At 33.9% G+C, this 15,406-nt stretch carries 14 protein-coding genes; 6 read left to right on the forward strand and 8 right to left on the reverse strand.

Annotated elements, in window-relative coordinates; translation table 11 throughout:
- Positions 1 to 107: 107 nt before the first annotated feature.
- From nirB to T410_RS10395, 7 genes are all read right to left on the reverse strand, one after another.
- Positions 108 to 2,615, reverse strand: a complete 2,508-nt coding sequence (nirB, locus tag T410_RS10365) for a nitrite reductase large subunit NirB (protein ID WP_035671359.1) — start codon at positions 2,613 to 2,615, stop codon at positions 108 to 110.
- A 257-nt stretch (positions 2,616 to 2,872) separates the two neighbouring features.
- Positions 2,873 to 3,916: an ACR3 family arsenite efflux transporter gene (gene arsB, locus T410_RS10370; RefSeq protein ID WP_035674355.1), complete on the reverse strand. Its 1,044-nt coding sequence runs from the start codon at positions 3,914 to 3,916 to the stop codon at positions 2,873 to 2,875.
- Positions 3,916 to 4,551 carry a low molecular weight phosphatase family protein gene (locus T410_RS10375; RefSeq protein WP_193743739.1) on the reverse strand — a complete coding sequence of 212 codons (636 nt, stop codon included), beginning with the start codon at positions 4,549 to 4,551 and terminating at the stop codon, positions 3,916 to 3,918. The genes arsB and T410_RS10375 overlap by 1 nt, the downstream gene beginning before the upstream one ends.
- An 18-nt stretch (positions 4,552 to 4,569) precedes the next feature.
- Positions 4,570 to 5,040: a DUF6428 family protein gene (locus T410_RS10380; RefSeq protein ID WP_035671362.1), complete on the reverse strand. Its 471-nt coding sequence runs from the start codon at positions 5,038 to 5,040 to the stop codon at positions 4,570 to 4,572.
- An 18-nt stretch (positions 5,041 to 5,058) separates the two neighbouring features.
- Positions 5,059 to 5,391 (reverse strand): helix-turn-helix transcriptional regulator, encoded by a 333-nt coding sequence (locus T410_RS10385; RefSeq protein WP_035671364.1) that lies wholly within the window; start codon positions 5,389 to 5,391, stop codon positions 5,059 to 5,061.
- A 235-nt stretch (positions 5,392 to 5,626) separates the two neighbouring features.
- Positions 5,627 to 6,010 (reverse strand): hypothetical protein, encoded by a 384-nt coding sequence (locus T410_RS10390; RefSeq protein WP_035671366.1) that lies wholly within the window; start codon positions 6,008 to 6,010, stop codon positions 5,627 to 5,629.
- A gap of 105 nt (positions 6,011 to 6,115) precedes the next feature.
- Complete coding sequence (locus T410_RS10395; protein WP_035671368.1) at positions 6,116 to 6,376, reverse strand: hypothetical protein; 261 nt, start codon at positions 6,374 to 6,376, stop codon at positions 6,116 to 6,118.
- Between the two features lie 398 nt (positions 6,377 to 6,774).
- On the opposite strand from T410_RS10395, the gene T410_RS10400 reads away from it, so the two are divergent.
- The 4 genes from T410_RS10400 to T410_RS10415 all read left to right on the forward strand — a co-directional run bounded on the left by T410_RS10400 (position 6,775) and on the right by T410_RS10415 (position 11,780).
- On the forward strand, positions 6,775 to 7,593 hold the full coding sequence (locus T410_RS10400; protein WP_035671371.1) for an AraC family transcriptional regulator: 819 nt from the start codon (positions 6,775 to 6,777) through the stop codon (positions 7,591 to 7,593).
- Between the two features lie 142 nt (positions 7,594 to 7,735).
- Positions 7,736 to 9,103, forward strand: coding sequence for a TolC family protein (locus T410_RS10405; protein WP_035671374.1), 1,368 nt, complete (start codon positions 7,736 to 7,738; stop codon positions 9,101 to 9,103).
- Positions 9,104 to 9,139: 36 nt separating this feature from the next.
- Entirely contained in the window at positions 9,140 to 10,192 is a 1,053-nt protein-coding gene (locus T410_RS10410; RefSeq protein ID WP_035671376.1) for an HlyD family secretion protein, read from the forward strand.
- A 4-nt stretch (positions 10,193 to 10,196) separates the two neighbouring features.
- Entirely contained in the window at positions 10,197 to 11,780 is a 1,584-nt protein-coding gene (locus tag T410_RS10415) for an MFS transporter (protein ID WP_035671378.1), read from the forward strand.
- Positions 11,781 to 11,886: 106 nt separating this feature from the next.
- Here the strand turns inward: T410_RS10415 and T410_RS10420 are convergent, their stop codons facing one another.
- A complete protein-coding gene (locus T410_RS10420) occupies positions 11,887 to 13,971 on the reverse strand; it encodes a M3 family metallopeptidase (protein WP_051929387.1) in 2,085 nt (694 codons plus the stop codon).
- Between the two features lie 330 nt (positions 13,972 to 14,301).
- On the opposite strand from T410_RS10420, the gene T410_RS10425 reads away from it, so the two are divergent.
- Both T410_RS10425 and T410_RS10430 read left to right on the forward strand, forming a co-directional pair.
- Positions 14,302 to 14,664, forward strand: a complete 363-nt coding sequence (locus tag T410_RS10425; RefSeq protein ID WP_035671380.1) for a hypothetical protein — start codon at positions 14,302 to 14,304, stop codon at positions 14,662 to 14,664.
- Between the two features lie 95 nt (positions 14,665 to 14,759).
- Complete coding sequence (locus T410_RS10430) at positions 14,760 to 15,353, forward strand: DNA polymerase ligase N-terminal domain-containing protein (RefSeq protein WP_238567365.1); 594 nt, start codon at positions 14,760 to 14,762, stop codon at positions 15,351 to 15,353.
- Positions 15,354 to 15,406 lie beyond the last annotated feature (53 nt).

Below are 15,406 nucleotides of genomic sequence, written 5' to 3' on the forward strand. Positions count from 1 at the left end.
TTTTAATTTTTTCGCTTTTAATCCCTCTCTTTAGAGAGGAGTTATAGGCTGAAAACAGTTAATTAGTTGTATTTTGTGTAGTAGTTATTTGTTTTAAAAACAGAAGCTTACCAAGATTTAGGCATTTTTTGGTCTCTTAATGGCACAAAAACAATGTTGTCGTCTGCTTCATCAGAATTGGTAAAATGGCTAAAACGTTTCATCATTTCAGGATCTTCAATGGCTTGTTTCCATTCGCATTCAAAAGTATCCACTAAGCCTTGCATTTCTGTTTCTAATGCTTCTACAATTCCTAAACTATCCTCTATAACCACTTCTTTTAAGTAATCTAATCCACCTTCCAGTTTTTCTAACCAAGTAGAAGTACGTACTAATGGGCCGGCAGTACGGATGTAAAACATTAAGAAACGGTCTAAGTATTTGATGCAAGTGGCTCTGTCAATTTGTTCTGCCAGTAATACGGCATGCTTAGGATTAGCTCCGCCGTTACCGCAGATGTATAAGTTCCAACCTCCTTCAACAGCGATTAATCCAAAATCTTTTCCTCTGGCCTCAGCACATTCGCGGATGCAAGCAGAAACACCACCTTTTAATTTATGAGGAGAACGAAGTCCTTTGTATCTATTTTCTAATTCAATAGCAAAACCGGCACTTTCATCCATTCCGTAGCGGCACCAAGCATTACCTACACAACTTTTTACGGTACGTAATGATTTTCCATATGCGTGACCGCTTTCAAAACCATTATCGATAAGAGTTTTCCATATTTTAGGTAAATCATTTAGTTGAGCTCCAAATAAATCAATTCGTTGTCCCCCGGTAATTTTCGTATAAAGATTATATTCTTTTGCAACTTCACCTATAACGATAAGTTTGTCGGCAGTAATTTCTCCACCTGCTATTCTAGGAACCACGGAGTACGTTCCGTTACGTTGAATATTTGCCAGGAATCTATCATTAGAATCCTGTGCTGTTACGTGTTTATTGGCAGTATCATTATAAATACTGGAGAATATGGAAGAGACAAGGGGCTTGCAAACCTCGCATCCATCTCCTTTTCCCACAACTCCTAAAACTTCATCATGGGTAGTAAATTTATTGATTTTTACTATGTCGTATAATTCTTGTCTGTTGTATGCAAAATGCTCGCAAATCACATCTTTTACTTCTTTTCCTAATGATTTTTGAGTTTCTTTCACAAGGTCAACTACCATCGGTTTACATCCACCGCAACCTGTTGTCGCTTTAGTATGTTTTACAACATCTCCAAAAGTAGTGCAGGTTTCATCAATGATAGAGCAGCAAATAGCTCCTTTTGTTACATTTTCACAAGAACAGATTACGGCAGTATCAGGTAAATCCATTGCGCTTCCAAAAGATGCAGTTTCACCACCTCGTGAACCAAGAATTAAATCTTCAGGGTTTTTAGGTAGCGGCATCGCATTGCTGTAAATTTGGAATAATGCATTGTAATCACTGGAATCACCTACTAAAATCCCGCCTAAAAGTGTTTTTCCGTCTTTGGTAACATTTATTCTTTTGTAAATTCCGTTGAATTTGTTTTCGTAAACAATGGCGGTTACCTCTTCATTTTCTATAAAAGGATCACCAAAACTCGCAACTTCAACACCAATTAATTTTAATTGTGTAGACATATCGATGGTTTCCCTCATCGTTTTTGCCCCTTTCAGGATTTGTTCAGCAGCTACGTCAGCCATTTCATATCCTGGAGCTACAAGACCATATATCATATGATTGTAAAGTGCTACTTCTCCGATCGCATAGATATAAGGATCAGAAGATTGCATTTTGTTGTTTACAACAATCCCTCCTCGTACGCCTACTTCAAGTCCGGAAACTCTTCCTAGTTCATCTCGAGGTTTAATCCCTGCAGAAATTACCAACATGTCTACTTTTAGGAGTTTTTCTCCTTCAAACATCATTCCTGTTATGGTATCTTCACCAGCAATATATTGTGTTGATTTGTTCAGGTGAATGCTAATATTGAGTTCCTCAATTTTTGATTGCAACATATCACTCGCCCCTTTGTCAAGCTGTCTTGGCATCAATCGAGGCGCAAATTCCACAACGTGTGGATTTAAACCTAAATCATATACTGCTTTAGCAGCTTCAAGTCCTAACAATCCACCACCAAGGACGGCAGCTTCTGTAGCACCATTTTGTTTTATTTTTTTGGCGTAAGCCATAATCGCATCCAGATCCTCAATAGTTCTGTATACAAAAACGCCTTCTTTATCAACACCTTCAATAGGCGGTACAAAAGCAGCCGAGCCAGTTGCTAAAACTAAGTAGTCGTAAGTATGTGTTTTTTCTAAATGGGTATGAATCGTTTTTTGATCTCTATTAATATCAGTGATTAATTCAGAGGTATTTAGAATAATGTTGTTTTCTTCGTACCAATTTGATGTTGATAATGATAAGTCGTCAGCACTTTTACCCGCAAAGTATTCACTCAAGTGAACTCTATCGTATGCGCGTCTTGGTTCTTCTCCAAATACGGTGATTTGATATTCTTCTTGTCCTGATTTTGCGATAAATTTTTCACAAAATTTGTAACCTACCATGCCGTTTCCGACTACTATTACTTTAATCATAATCTCATTAATTAAGTATTATTACGCAAATATAAGTATTAATACTTAATTAAGATACTTAATTGTGTGTTTTTAAAATTAATTAGTAATTATTCAAAAAAGGATGTTTTAAATAGGGTATTTATAATAAAAGAGCCATTTTATTAAAATAAACATTCTGTATTTGGGAGGTAAAATGATATTTGGATAAAAAAAAGCTCCCAAAAGTGTTTGGGAGCTTTGTGTTAATTTAAAGCGGTGTACTTATTATTTTTAAATTACTTAGATTGGTAGTATTTTTTTCTTAACCAAAAAGCCACATTCACTAAAATTATCAAAGCCGGAACTTCTACTAATGGTCCAATAACTCCAGCAAATGCCTGTCCGCTATTGATACCGAAAACACCAATGGAAACTGCAATTGCCAGTTCGAAATTATTTCCTGATGCTGTGAATGAAAGCGCTACAGCATCTCTATAATTGGCTCCGATTTTTTTTGAAACAAAAAACATCAGGAAAAACATAATGGTAAAGAAAATAACTAGGGGAATGGCAATTCGAATTACATCCAGTGGCAAATCAACAATCATTTCACCTTTTAAACTGAACATGACAACGATTGTAAAAAGCAAAGCAATCAATGTAATTGGAGAGACAAAAGGTATGAATTTTTGGTTGAACCATTTGTCGCCAATGAATTTCTTGATGGCATAGCGGCTAATTACTGCTAATGCAAAAGGAATCCCTAAATAAATTCCAACTGTTGTAGCAATTTGAGCAACCGTAATATTTAATTCCAATCCTTTTATCCCGAATAAGGGTAACATGATTTCTAAATAGAAATAGGCATATAAACCAAAAAAGAACACTTGAAGCAAACTATTAATTCCAATTAATCCAGCGGTTAATTCTCTATTTCCCTCGGCTAATTCATTCCAGACAATTACCATTGCAATGCAAGGCGCAATTCCAATTATGATTAAGCCGGTCATGTATTCCGGATAGTCTTTCAAAAAGAATGTTGCCAGTAAAAACATTAAAAACGGCCCGACAATCCAGGTTATTAAAAAAGAAGCCGACAGTAATTTGGGTTTTTCAAACATTAAAGGGATTTTTGAAAAATCAATTTTAGTCAAAGGCGGATACATCATTAATATTAGCCCGATTGCAAGAGGAATATTTGTCGTCCCGCTTGAAAAAGAATTGATAAAACCGCTGCTTGAAGGTATAAAATAGCCAATAGAAACACCAATAGCCATTGCCAGAAATATCCAAAGTGTAAGGTAACTATCGAGAAAGTTTAATCTTTTTTTAGCCGCCATTATTCTGATTTTATTTTGGAGAATACATAACACATCTCGGTTGCAATTTGCAAACTGCGTTCTTGATATTTTTCTGCTTGTTGTGGTGTGTTGTCAAATGCTTTTGGATCATCAAATGTGATAGGAATACGCATTTCAGCACCAGCAATAAATGGGCAACCACCATCTGCTTGTGAGCAAGTCAATATTGCTGCAAATTCGCTTTGTGGGTTAAAATCATCATCATAAGTTTTAGAAAAACCAATAATAGGATGCTCATTTGCAGCATATTTTATGGCATAAATAGGGTTGTTTCCTGTTGCAATGGTCTTGATTTTAAATCCTGATTGTTCTAGTGTTTTGGCAGCCATAGGAAATAATGCTGTAGCTTCAGTTCCGCCAGAATAACAAAATACATTGTTTATATTGAAATGTGCCGCAGCTGTTTGTGCCCAAACTTGTGATAAATGGCTTCTTCTGGAATTATGGGTACAAATCAAGTTCAACCTAACTTCTTGTTGGTTCGTAACTTTGTTTTGAATAAAATCAATAAGCGGTTGTAAAGTGATTTTGCGTTCGACTGTTATGTTTTCTAAATTTAATGCGCTAATTGTTTTTTGAATTTCTGGAAACAGGATGGTTTTGGTTAAAGTCATATTGTAGTTTTTAAAAAATTAGCAACAGCCTCCTCCAGGAGTGCAGCAGCTTGATTGCGTAGGGATTTCGGATAATTTCACTTTTTGTTTTTCGGCTGGAATGCCACATTGGTCTTGTGCTAAACAAGCGGTTTGTTTGTTTAATAAAGTAAATGCTGTTCCGTTGAAACCAATGTCGTATTTTCCAATAGTTTCGGCTTGATATTCTACTTCCACTTCATAATCTTGAATACCCAATACCTTTTCTGAAAGTGTGATGATGTCTAAAAGTTTTTGTGGTTTTAGGCGGTGTTCAAAGTCATTGGCATCCCATAATTGGAAATTTACTACGGTTTCTTTTCGAACTTTTCCACCGCAATCAATAAAGTTTTTGGTGATTAAACCCACTTCAGTTACGTGAAAATGCTCTGGTACATAGCTACCGTTTGGCAATTCAAAAGCAACGTTATCTAGCGTGCTCAACTGTTTTTTAATTTCTGATAGTTTCATTTTTGTATAATTTAAAAATTAACAACATTGATTTTTCTTGTTTTCTAAATAGGAATTGACATGTTGAAAAAAGCCTTTCATTTTATTAAAACCTTCTTCGTTGAGGCAATAACAAATCGCATTTCCTTCAAAATTACCTTTAATAAGTCCTGCATTTTTAAGCTCCTTCAAGTGTTGAGAAACAGTAGGTTGTGCCAATGGTAATTCGTTTACGATATCACCGCATACACAACTGTTTACTTTTATGAGATGTTCTATTATGGCAATTCGCGCCGGATGACCTATGGCTTTCGCCAATATTGCCAATTCGTTTTGCTCATCTGTGAAATGTTCTGACTTAGTAATTCCCATTGTTATATATTTATATTGCAATATTACGATATAGGTAAATAAAAACCAAATTTTGAATACTAATTTTTGGTTAAATTTTTAATTGGCTATTCTCATTAGTACGATAAGTATTTTGAAGTTGTGTTTCATAAGGAAACGCCTAACGCTAAAATTTTAAATTTATTCGAAAATAAAAACTGCTGAAGAAAACACCCTTTTTTTGAAAATATGTTTCTAATTTTTGCAATTAGACTACTCACATCCATTTCGATAAGAAATCGATCAAATCTTCTCTCAAATCTTTAAATAATTTCTCAAAAACAGCGATACTTTTTCTATGCTTTTTATGGTCAGAAAATTTTTCATTATCAATGGCATTGGGATTATCTAACACTGCAGCCTCAAGAAACAATTCGTGACTTTTAATCTCGTGAGTTAAGATGTCAATTTGTTCCTTTTGGATGACTATCAGGTTATTAAAGTGATCCGCTAAGGAGCGTACCTCATTAGAAGTATTTTTTTCCGCCACTTCCATAATTCGCTTATCCATAATTTTAAGCTCATCTTTGTAAAACAAAAGTTTGTTTAGCCACGTTTTATGTTCCTCATGTAGTTGATAAATTGTTTTTTTAGTTTCCATTTTAGTCTTTTTTAAATAGTTTGCGATTAATTGCGTTGGAGTTGTTTTTTTATTTTATTGAAAATTGCAAAAAGCAAAATAGTAAGGGTTTTTTATTCCAAAATATTAAAGTTGAAATAAATCTTTTGGAATGGCATGAAAACCTACTGATTTTACTTTGTTTTCAATGTCAGTGATAGCTACCATTTTTGAGGTGTGTACGGTAAATTCTCTGGGAAAGATTTCAGCGTTCAATAGCACGTCTTTTATTCCGCCTAATTGCAATAGGCTCGATTTAATCGAAATCAAATCTACTTCTTCAATAGCATTTGTTCCAAAAATTTGACCATGATTTCCTGGAATTACATTGTCTTTTAATGCGCTCATATTTTTAATTTTTAAGATTAGGAATCTTGTTTAGCTGTATTTATATAAATGTTAGTTAAGTTATTCAAAGTTAGTTATTTATGTCGTATGAATTAGAAAAATAGAATAGAAAAATATCGCTTTTTGGATTTTGGACTGAATATTTATTTGCTGAATATTTTGTAAATCTACTGGTTCATAAAGTCATTTTATTTTTGAAAAATAAAGTGACTTCTTGTACAGCAATAACTTTGTATTTGTAACTTTGAAATCTAATGCTGTCCAACTGCACAATTGCATTTTTGGTAAAAAAACACCAAAATTAATTAGTAGAATAAGACTTCTGTCTATTCAATTTTAGTAAAATTTAGAGTTGGATAAATATAGTAATAAGTCGTAAAAATATTCATTTCAGTCACATGGGTTCATCTGAAACTTTAGAAGAAAAATATTACATAAAAGAGGTTGATACGGATAAAAAAAGTATTTATTGCCATCATGATTTGATGGGTGAATTATTTATTCCAACCCATAAGCATGAAAAAGCGCAAATGCTATATTCCGAAGGAGGTATTGTTTATGTTACCACTGAAACCAAAACGTATTTTCTTCCCGCTCGCCATTTTATCTGGATTCCAGGTGGGATAAAGCACAGTATTCATCCCAATTCAGAGGATGTTATTATGCGTAATTTGTATTTTCCAATAGATTATAATGAACATCCCTTTTATGGAAAAGAGGGTATTTATCCCATTAATGATTTATTGCTCCAAATGATGCGTTTCACGAACCGCTGGAACGGAAATTTGAAAATAGGAACTAGAAATTTTACTATTGCCAATGCCATAAAAGCTATTTTGCCAGAAATCTGTCTGACTAATTTACCTTTATCGTTGCCTTTACCAAAGGATATTAGACTCAATAAGATCATTAGCTATTTAGATGAAAACTTGGGTGAACCTATTTTGTTCTCTGATTTGGCCAATCGATTTGGGTTTAGTGAGCGCTCTTTGTATCGCTTGTTCCAAAAAGATTTAGGTATGTCATTCATTCAATATTTCACGATTCGAAGAATTTTAAAAGCAATTGAATTGTTACTCGAAAAAAAAATTTCTGTAAATGAAGTGGCACAAGCGGTGGGATATAATAGCGTTCCAACATTTAGTAATACTTTTTTCAAAATTTTAGGACAACGCCCATCTGATTATTTAAAAGGGATTGAAATATTAAAAAAGTAATTTTTGTAGCATTCTTTTCTGCAATCGTTATAGTCATTTTATTGCTTTGTATTTGTCCGAAATAGATAAATAGTTGGCTATAGTTGATTTTAAGGCATGAATTAAATTGGGGAACTTTGCGCCATAATCCTTGATCTATATTATGTTTCTTAAAAAATGGGTTCTTTGGAGCCAATCGAAAATTAATTTTTCAAAAAATGCATTGTTATTATTCCTCTTTTTTCATGGAATCACTTCAATACAAGCACAACAAGCTACCGCAATTTCTTTAAATGATGCTTTAAAAATCGCTAAAGAAAATAATAAGACCATTCAGAAATCTCATATCGAACAGCATATTTCGGAAAAAGAGATTGCCGAAACAAAAAATCTTCGTTTACCTGAAGTTAATTTTAATGCGATGTATTCCCGATTATCAGATTTGACGGAATACGAAGGCGGTTTTTTCTCGGATAAGCATACCTATACGCCAGAACCTGGTACCGTAATATATGATGCAGTTACAAAATTTGACGTGCCGCTTTATGCCGGTAATAGAATTAATAATGCAATTAAAAAGTCGAAAGAGGAAAACGAAATTGCCAAAATCAAACTAGAAAAGACACAGAATGACATTCAATTACAAGTTATAGCAACTTTTTTGGGAATTTATAAAATGATGGAACTTCAGAAAATCATTGACGAAAGCATTAAAGAAGAACAGGAACGATTAAAGGAAGTGAAAGCTTTTAAAACCTTTGGAACGGTTACTAAAAATGAAGTGCTACGTTCCGAGTTACAACTTTCAGACCGAGAACTCAATTCATTGACCAATAAAAAAAATATCAGGATTGCGCTTCAAGAGTTAAAAACAATATTACAGTTGCCCGAAGAAGCAGAAATTGCTATTGACACAACGGGTTTGCTTGATATTGCTCCGCTTAAAGATTATGATTTCTATTTTAAAGAGACGCTTCAAAACGAAGAAATGCGTATCGCAAATAGGGAAGTGGACATTAAAAAAACAGCGTTAAAAATAGTCAAAGGAAGCTATTATCCTAAAGTGAGTTTCTTTGGGAATTATAATCTGAAATATCCTGATTATATGTTATTTACGCTGAATCGTCCGTATCTCTATACTATAGGGCAAATAGGAGTGGAGGCTAGTTATAATTTATCGGGTTTGTATAAAAATAAAGCCAAAGTTCAGGTTGCCAATTTAAAAGTAGAATTGCAAGAAAATGAATCTGAACTTGTAAAAAATGAGATGGTGGATAAAGTATTTAGAAATCATACCCAATATCAGGAAATACTGGACAAGTTACCGGTTACGGAAAAAGCACTGGATTTAGCCAATGAGAATTACCGTATTGTAAAAGTAAAATACTTGAATCAGCTGGTCTTAATTACGGAAATGGTTGATGCGGATAATGCGTTGCTTCAGGCAAAATTCAACAAAGTTTCCACTAGAATTGATGTCGTTATGAAACAGTATGAATTGCTTCATACAGCAGGATTACTCAACAAATAATAATTTCAATTTAATATAATTTAGTTTCAAATTTATATGGTAAAAGTTCATAATTCATCAAGAGCGCATCGATCATTTCATAGATTAATCACCGTAATTGCCAGTCTGCTGGTTCTCGGCGGAATTGTTTTAGGGATTTGGTTTTATATTTTTAATAAAAATCACGAAGAAACTAATGATGCTCAGGTGGATCAGTATGTAACGCCAATTATGGCTCGAATTACGGGTTATGTTACCGAAGTGCGCTATAATGAAAATCAATTTGTTCACAAAGGGGACACATTGCTGATAATTGACAATAGGGAATATAAAGCACATTTAGACATGGCATTGGCTGATGTTGAAAATGCAAAAAGTAATAGTATTGTGATAGCAAAAAATGTCGCAACAACTTCTAATACAACTTCAGTTAGACAGGCACAATTAGAAGCTGCAAAAACGGAAGTTTGGAAAACCAAACTGGAATACAATCGCTATAAAGGATTGGTAAGTCAGGAAGCGGCCACTGAGCAGCAGCTTGAAAAAGTAAAAGCCGATTACGAGTTGGCGCAGGCACATTATCAGGAAATTGCCAACACAATTCAATCAGCAGTATTGAACACCTCAGAAGCTTCGGCTAAAATTCCAACAGCTCAGACAGTAATTCAATCCAAACAAGCGATTGCTGATAATGCGACTTTGTTTCTTTCTTACACCGTAATTACGGCGCCTTATGATGGCTGGGTGGGTAAAAAAATGATGCAACCAGGACAGATGATAAAAGAAGGACAAACCTTAGTTTCTATTGTGAGCAAGGAAAAGTGGATTACCGCTAATTTTAAGGAAACGCAGCTGCAATATTTATCTATTGGACAAGAAGTGGAGCTAAAGGCAGATGCAATAAGCGGAAGAGATTTTGTGGGAATAATTGAATCTTTGTCGCCAGCCAGTGGGGCTCGTTTTTCATTATTGCCTCCTGATAACGCAACGGGTAATTTTATAAAAATAGAACAACGAATTCCAGTTAGAATAAAATTAAAAGAAAATAATGCACAAACGGACTTTCTTAGAGCCGGTATGAATGTTACCGTTATCGCCGAACACAAATAATCAGATGTCAGAAGTAAGTGTTTTTAAATCTTGGGTTCCCAATTGGGCTATTATTGCAATTATCTTTTTCTGCATGCTGCATTCCATGGTTTTATTGGGAGTATATACTTCTAATGTGACCTATGCGGCAAGTTTTTTGGATGTAGAAGTAGAAGATTTGCAGTTTTCCATGTGTGTTACTTATGGAACTTTTTTAGCTACTATTCTTATCGAAAGTCGGTTTTTTAAGTTTTTTCCAACCAAGAAATATTTTCTGGTTATTTATGGCTTAGCTGCGCTAACATTTATACTCACGGCTTACACCCAAAATTTTTCTTTGTTTATTATGTTACGAATGGCCGAAGGAATCTTGATGGCATTGCCAGTTTTACCTTTGCGACAGTTTTTGATTGCTCGGTTTAAGTCTAAAAATGCTGTAATTATCGCTTTTACGCTTAATTATGGTGCTTTGATGCTGGCTTCTCCTTTTATAATGAATATTGCGGTTTGGTTACTAGAGAATTACGATTGGAAATATATGGCGTATGGTTCCGCTTTTTTCCAAATTGTGTGTGTAGCCTTGGTCATGATTACCTTCAATAACAATCGTTTTCATAAAAAAATTCCGTTGTATCAAATCGATTGGGCCAGTTTTATTTTGGTGCTTACCGCTGTTTTGTGTGGCAGTTATTTTGTGGTTTATGGCCAAAAAAAATATTGGTTTGAATCGCCTCAAATTGTTGCAGCACTTATTATTGCACTAATAACAGGAGGTTTTTTTATCGCCCGACAAATGCTGGTGAAGAGACCTACTTTTGATATGCGAGTCTTTCGGTATGCGAATTTACGAACCGGATTGTTGTTGTCAGTGGTTTTTTATATTGCCAGAGCAACATTGAATATTTGTCACAGTACGATGGCTGTAGTTTGGAATTGGGAACCTTCTAGAGTGGCTCATGTGCAATATTTAAATTTAACAGGAAACATAATTGGAATGATTTTGACTGGATTCTTTTTGGCTAAATCAGTTTCTTCCCGCTATATTTTTATAATAGGATTTTCACTTTTGGCAGTATTTCATTTCTGGTTTACTTTGCTTTTTGTGCCGGATGCTTCCTTTTCGGATATTGCGATTCCGTATATGTTGCAAGGTGTGGCTGTTGGAATAATATTTGTTCCGTTGGTCTTATTCACCGTATCTGCTGTTCCTACACATTTTGCTCCGTTTGCTGGAATTGTTGGCGTTGCTGGGCGTTTTTGGGGAAGTATAATGGGTTTTGCGATGATTCAAAACGCAGGATTGTTTTTGCAAAACACCCATTTTACAAAATTCAGACAATTTATCCTTCCCGAAAGTCCGGAAACACAAATACGTGTCGAGCAAATTACCAGAAGTTTTATGGCTAAAGGCTATTCGATAGATGATTCCAATAAATTAGCGATGAAACAAATCATTAGTTCGGTTTCAAAACAATCGGTTTTATTGTCCAATATGGAAATCTTCACCGTTATTGGTTATTTAATGGTTATTGTCGTTATTTTTCTATTGCTTAATCAACATTTAAGACAAACATTTGATGTTTTCAAAAATAGAATTTGGGGGAATTAAAAAATGCTACAGTTTACTAAAACCGTTTAAAAAGTAAAATATCCTATTCTAATTAATTTAAGAATAGGATATTTTATTTATTGGAACAATTAATCTTTGGATTTTTTTAGGATTTGCTGGTTTCTTTTCTGTCCAAACCTCGTTTTCTCAATAGCGGTTCAACACTAGGTTCTGCACCGCGAAAACGTTTATACAAAACCATTGGTTCTTCGGTTCCCCCTTTTTCTAAAATGTTTTTGCGAAATGATTTTGCTTTTTCAGGATTGAATAAGTTGGCTGTTTTGAAAACTTCAAAAGCATCCGTATCCAAAACGCCTGACCAGATATAGCTGTAATATCCAGCCGAATAACCCCCAGAGAAAATATGATTGTAATACGTACTTCTATATCTTGGAATAATAGCTTGTATTAGCCCTATTTCGTTCATTGCATTTTTTTCAAAAGTATTGGCATCTATGGTAATTGTAGACTTTTGAGTGTGATACTTTAAGTCTAAAAAGGAAGCGGCTAAATATTCTGTTGTCATAAATCCTTGATCAAAAGTGCTGGATTCCTGCATTTTTTTAATCAAATCATCGGGAATGACTGCTCCTGTTTGGTAATGTTTAGCATACAATTTTAAAACTTCTGGTTCTCCTGCCCAATTTTCCATAATTTGCGAAGGCAATTCAACAAAATCTCTTGGCACGTTAGTACCGGCTAAACTTCGGTAGGTTACATTCGACAATAATCCGTGTAAAGCGTGGCCAAATTCATGGAAAAAAGTAGTCACCTCGTCAAAAGTCAATAAAGCTGGATTATTTTCTGTGGGTTTAGAAAAATTGCAAACAATAGAAATCACTGGAGCTTGTCGCAGTCCGTCAATTGTTTTTTGGGTTCTGTAGGAAGTCATCCAGGCACCGCCACGTTTTGAATTTCGAGGAAAAAAATCCATATATAAAATACCTACAAGCGTTCCGTCTGACTCTGAAACTTCCCAAACATCCACTTCTTGATGGTATTTTGGAACTTCTTGTAAGGGTTTGAATTGTAAGCCGTATAAGTTTTTGGTAACTTGAAAAACACCTTTTGTGACGTTTTCTAAACTAAAATAGGGTTTTAGTTCCTGCTCGTCCAGATCAAAACGTTCTTTTCGGATTTTTTCAGTGTAAAATCGCCAATCGTAGGGCTGAACTACATCATTGATTCCATCTTTTTTCATCATTTCTTGAATGTCTGCTGCTTCCGTTTTGGCAATTTCTAAAGCAGGTTTCCATAAATCATTCAAAAGTTTGTAAACATTTTCAGGAGTTTTGGCCATGCTTTCCTCAAGAACATAATGAGCATGCGTTTCATAACCAAGAAGGCGCGCTTTTTCGCCACGAAGATTCGCTAATTTCAAGGCATTTTCTTTATTATCAAAATCGTCATCATGATTGGCACGAGTTTGATAGGCTTCCCAGATTTGCTGTCTTAAACTTCTGTTGGCGCTGTATTGTAAAAACGGAATTACGCTGGAATTAGATAAGGTAAAAACCCATTTACCTTCGTTTCCTTTTGATTTTCCATCTGCAAGAGCGGCAGTAATTAATTCCTGTGGTAATCCTGATAAATCGTTTTTATCTTCAATAACCAATTTGTATGTATTGGTTTCAGCTAAAACATTTTGACCATATTTTAGCGAAGTCAGCGAAAGTTCCTCGTTTATTTTTCTCAGTTTATCTTTGTCGGAATCAGCTAAATTTGCTCCACTTCGTACAAATGCTTTGTGCAAATTATCCAAAACCTTTGCTTGCTCTATATTCAGATTTAGTTTTTCTTTTTCATTCCAAAGTGACTTTACTTTCCAAAATAATTTTTCGTTCAAATAGATATTATCGTTATGCGCAGCTAAGTTGGGAGCCAGTTCTTTGGCTATGTTTTGAAGGTCATCGTTTGTATTAGCACCGTTCAAATTAGAAAATACCATATTGACCTTCAAAAGAAATTCCCCAGCATTTTCCATTGCGAGAATGGTATTTTCAAAAGTTGGGATATCTGTATTATCCGTAATTTGATCTATTTGTATTTGATGCAGTTTAATTCCTTCTAAAATAGCGGGTTTAAAATGTTCATTTTTTATTTTATCAAAAGGCGGAACATTATAAGGGGTATTATAGACCTGAAAAAATGGATTCATTACTTCATTTTGATCTTTTTCTTGGGTTTCCATTGGTGTAATTTTGTAGTTGTTTGTGAAATATAAAAAAAAAGTTTTTGTAAATTTAACAGAAACCAGCTTGATTATAAAACCAAAGAATGTTATTTAATTTTATTTTAAGAAATTCAGCAATAAATGAATTTTGTTTATCAGATAGTGCCTCCTCTCGATGGATGGAATTAATTATTTGTAGATTATAAAATTTTAAATTTAAATGAATATTCAAAATATATTTTAAGATAAAATGAGAACTAGTAAGTGTTTTTTTTTACTTATAAAATACATTTTAGTTAAAAAATCATTAACTTAGTGTTCTGTAAGTCAGTTTAATAAAATATAAATATGGAAAATATAGATGATGAGTTAAATTTAAATAAAATGAAACCGGATAAGAAAGATAAAAATAAAGTACCGGATTCTCTTTTATATCCTCCAAGTGAAGATATATATAGCCAGTTCCAAAAAGAAATTGAAATTGACCCAGAAGATATTACTAAAAAGAAGGTGCCGGTTGAAATAAATAATGTCAGGGAATTGAATCAAAAAGATTTTGAAGAAGATGAATCTGGAAGTGATTTAGACGTTCCCGGATCAGAATTTGATGATGATCAGGAAGATACCGGGAGTGAGGATGAAGAGAATAACAATTACAGTATTGGTGGTGATAATCACAGCAATTTAGACGAGAATACAGGAAAAAGTTGAACCCAATCTAAATGATTTTTTAGTTTGTTGACTTATTTCACGAGTTTATCAATCCCTTGCCTTTTAGATTTATTTTAACTCTAATTTTATTTAACATGATATCTTTAAATAAATACAATCAAAAGCGTAATTTTAATACTACTGCTGAACCTGAAAGCGTAATTAAAAAATCAATAACAGAATTAGTTTTTGTTGTACAAAAACACGCTGCATCTCATTTGCACTATGATTTTCGTATGGAAATGGACGGAGTATTGAAAAGTTGGGTAATACCCAAAGGGCCATCGATGAATCCTGTGGATAAAAGACTGGCGATTATGGTGGAAGATCATCCGTATGATTACAAAGATTTTGAAGGAATTATTCCCGATGGAAATTATGGCGCAGGAACTGTTATGATTTGGGATAATGGAACCTATACTTTAGCTGATCAAGAAGGTGCGGATAATGTTGAAAAAAAGTTGAAATCAGATTTTGAGAAAGGACACCTTAGTTTTATTCTAAACGGCAAAAAACTCAAAGGGGAATTTGCATTGGTGGAACTTAACACAAAAGACGAAAACACGTGGCTTTTGATAAAAAAAAATGATCAATTTGCTTGTAATGATGATGTTTTGCAAGAAGATAAATCAGTGATTTCGAATTTGACTTTAGAAAATTTAGAAAGTTTTGAAAATTTGAAAAATTAAAAAAAGTATATAAAAACAAAACTCCAAAGCTTCATTGCTTTGGAGTTTTTTGT

Source organism: Flavobacterium sp. 83 (assembly GCF_000744835.1).
Taxonomy (GTDB): Bacteria; Bacteroidota; Bacteroidia; order Flavobacteriales; family Flavobacteriaceae; genus Flavobacterium.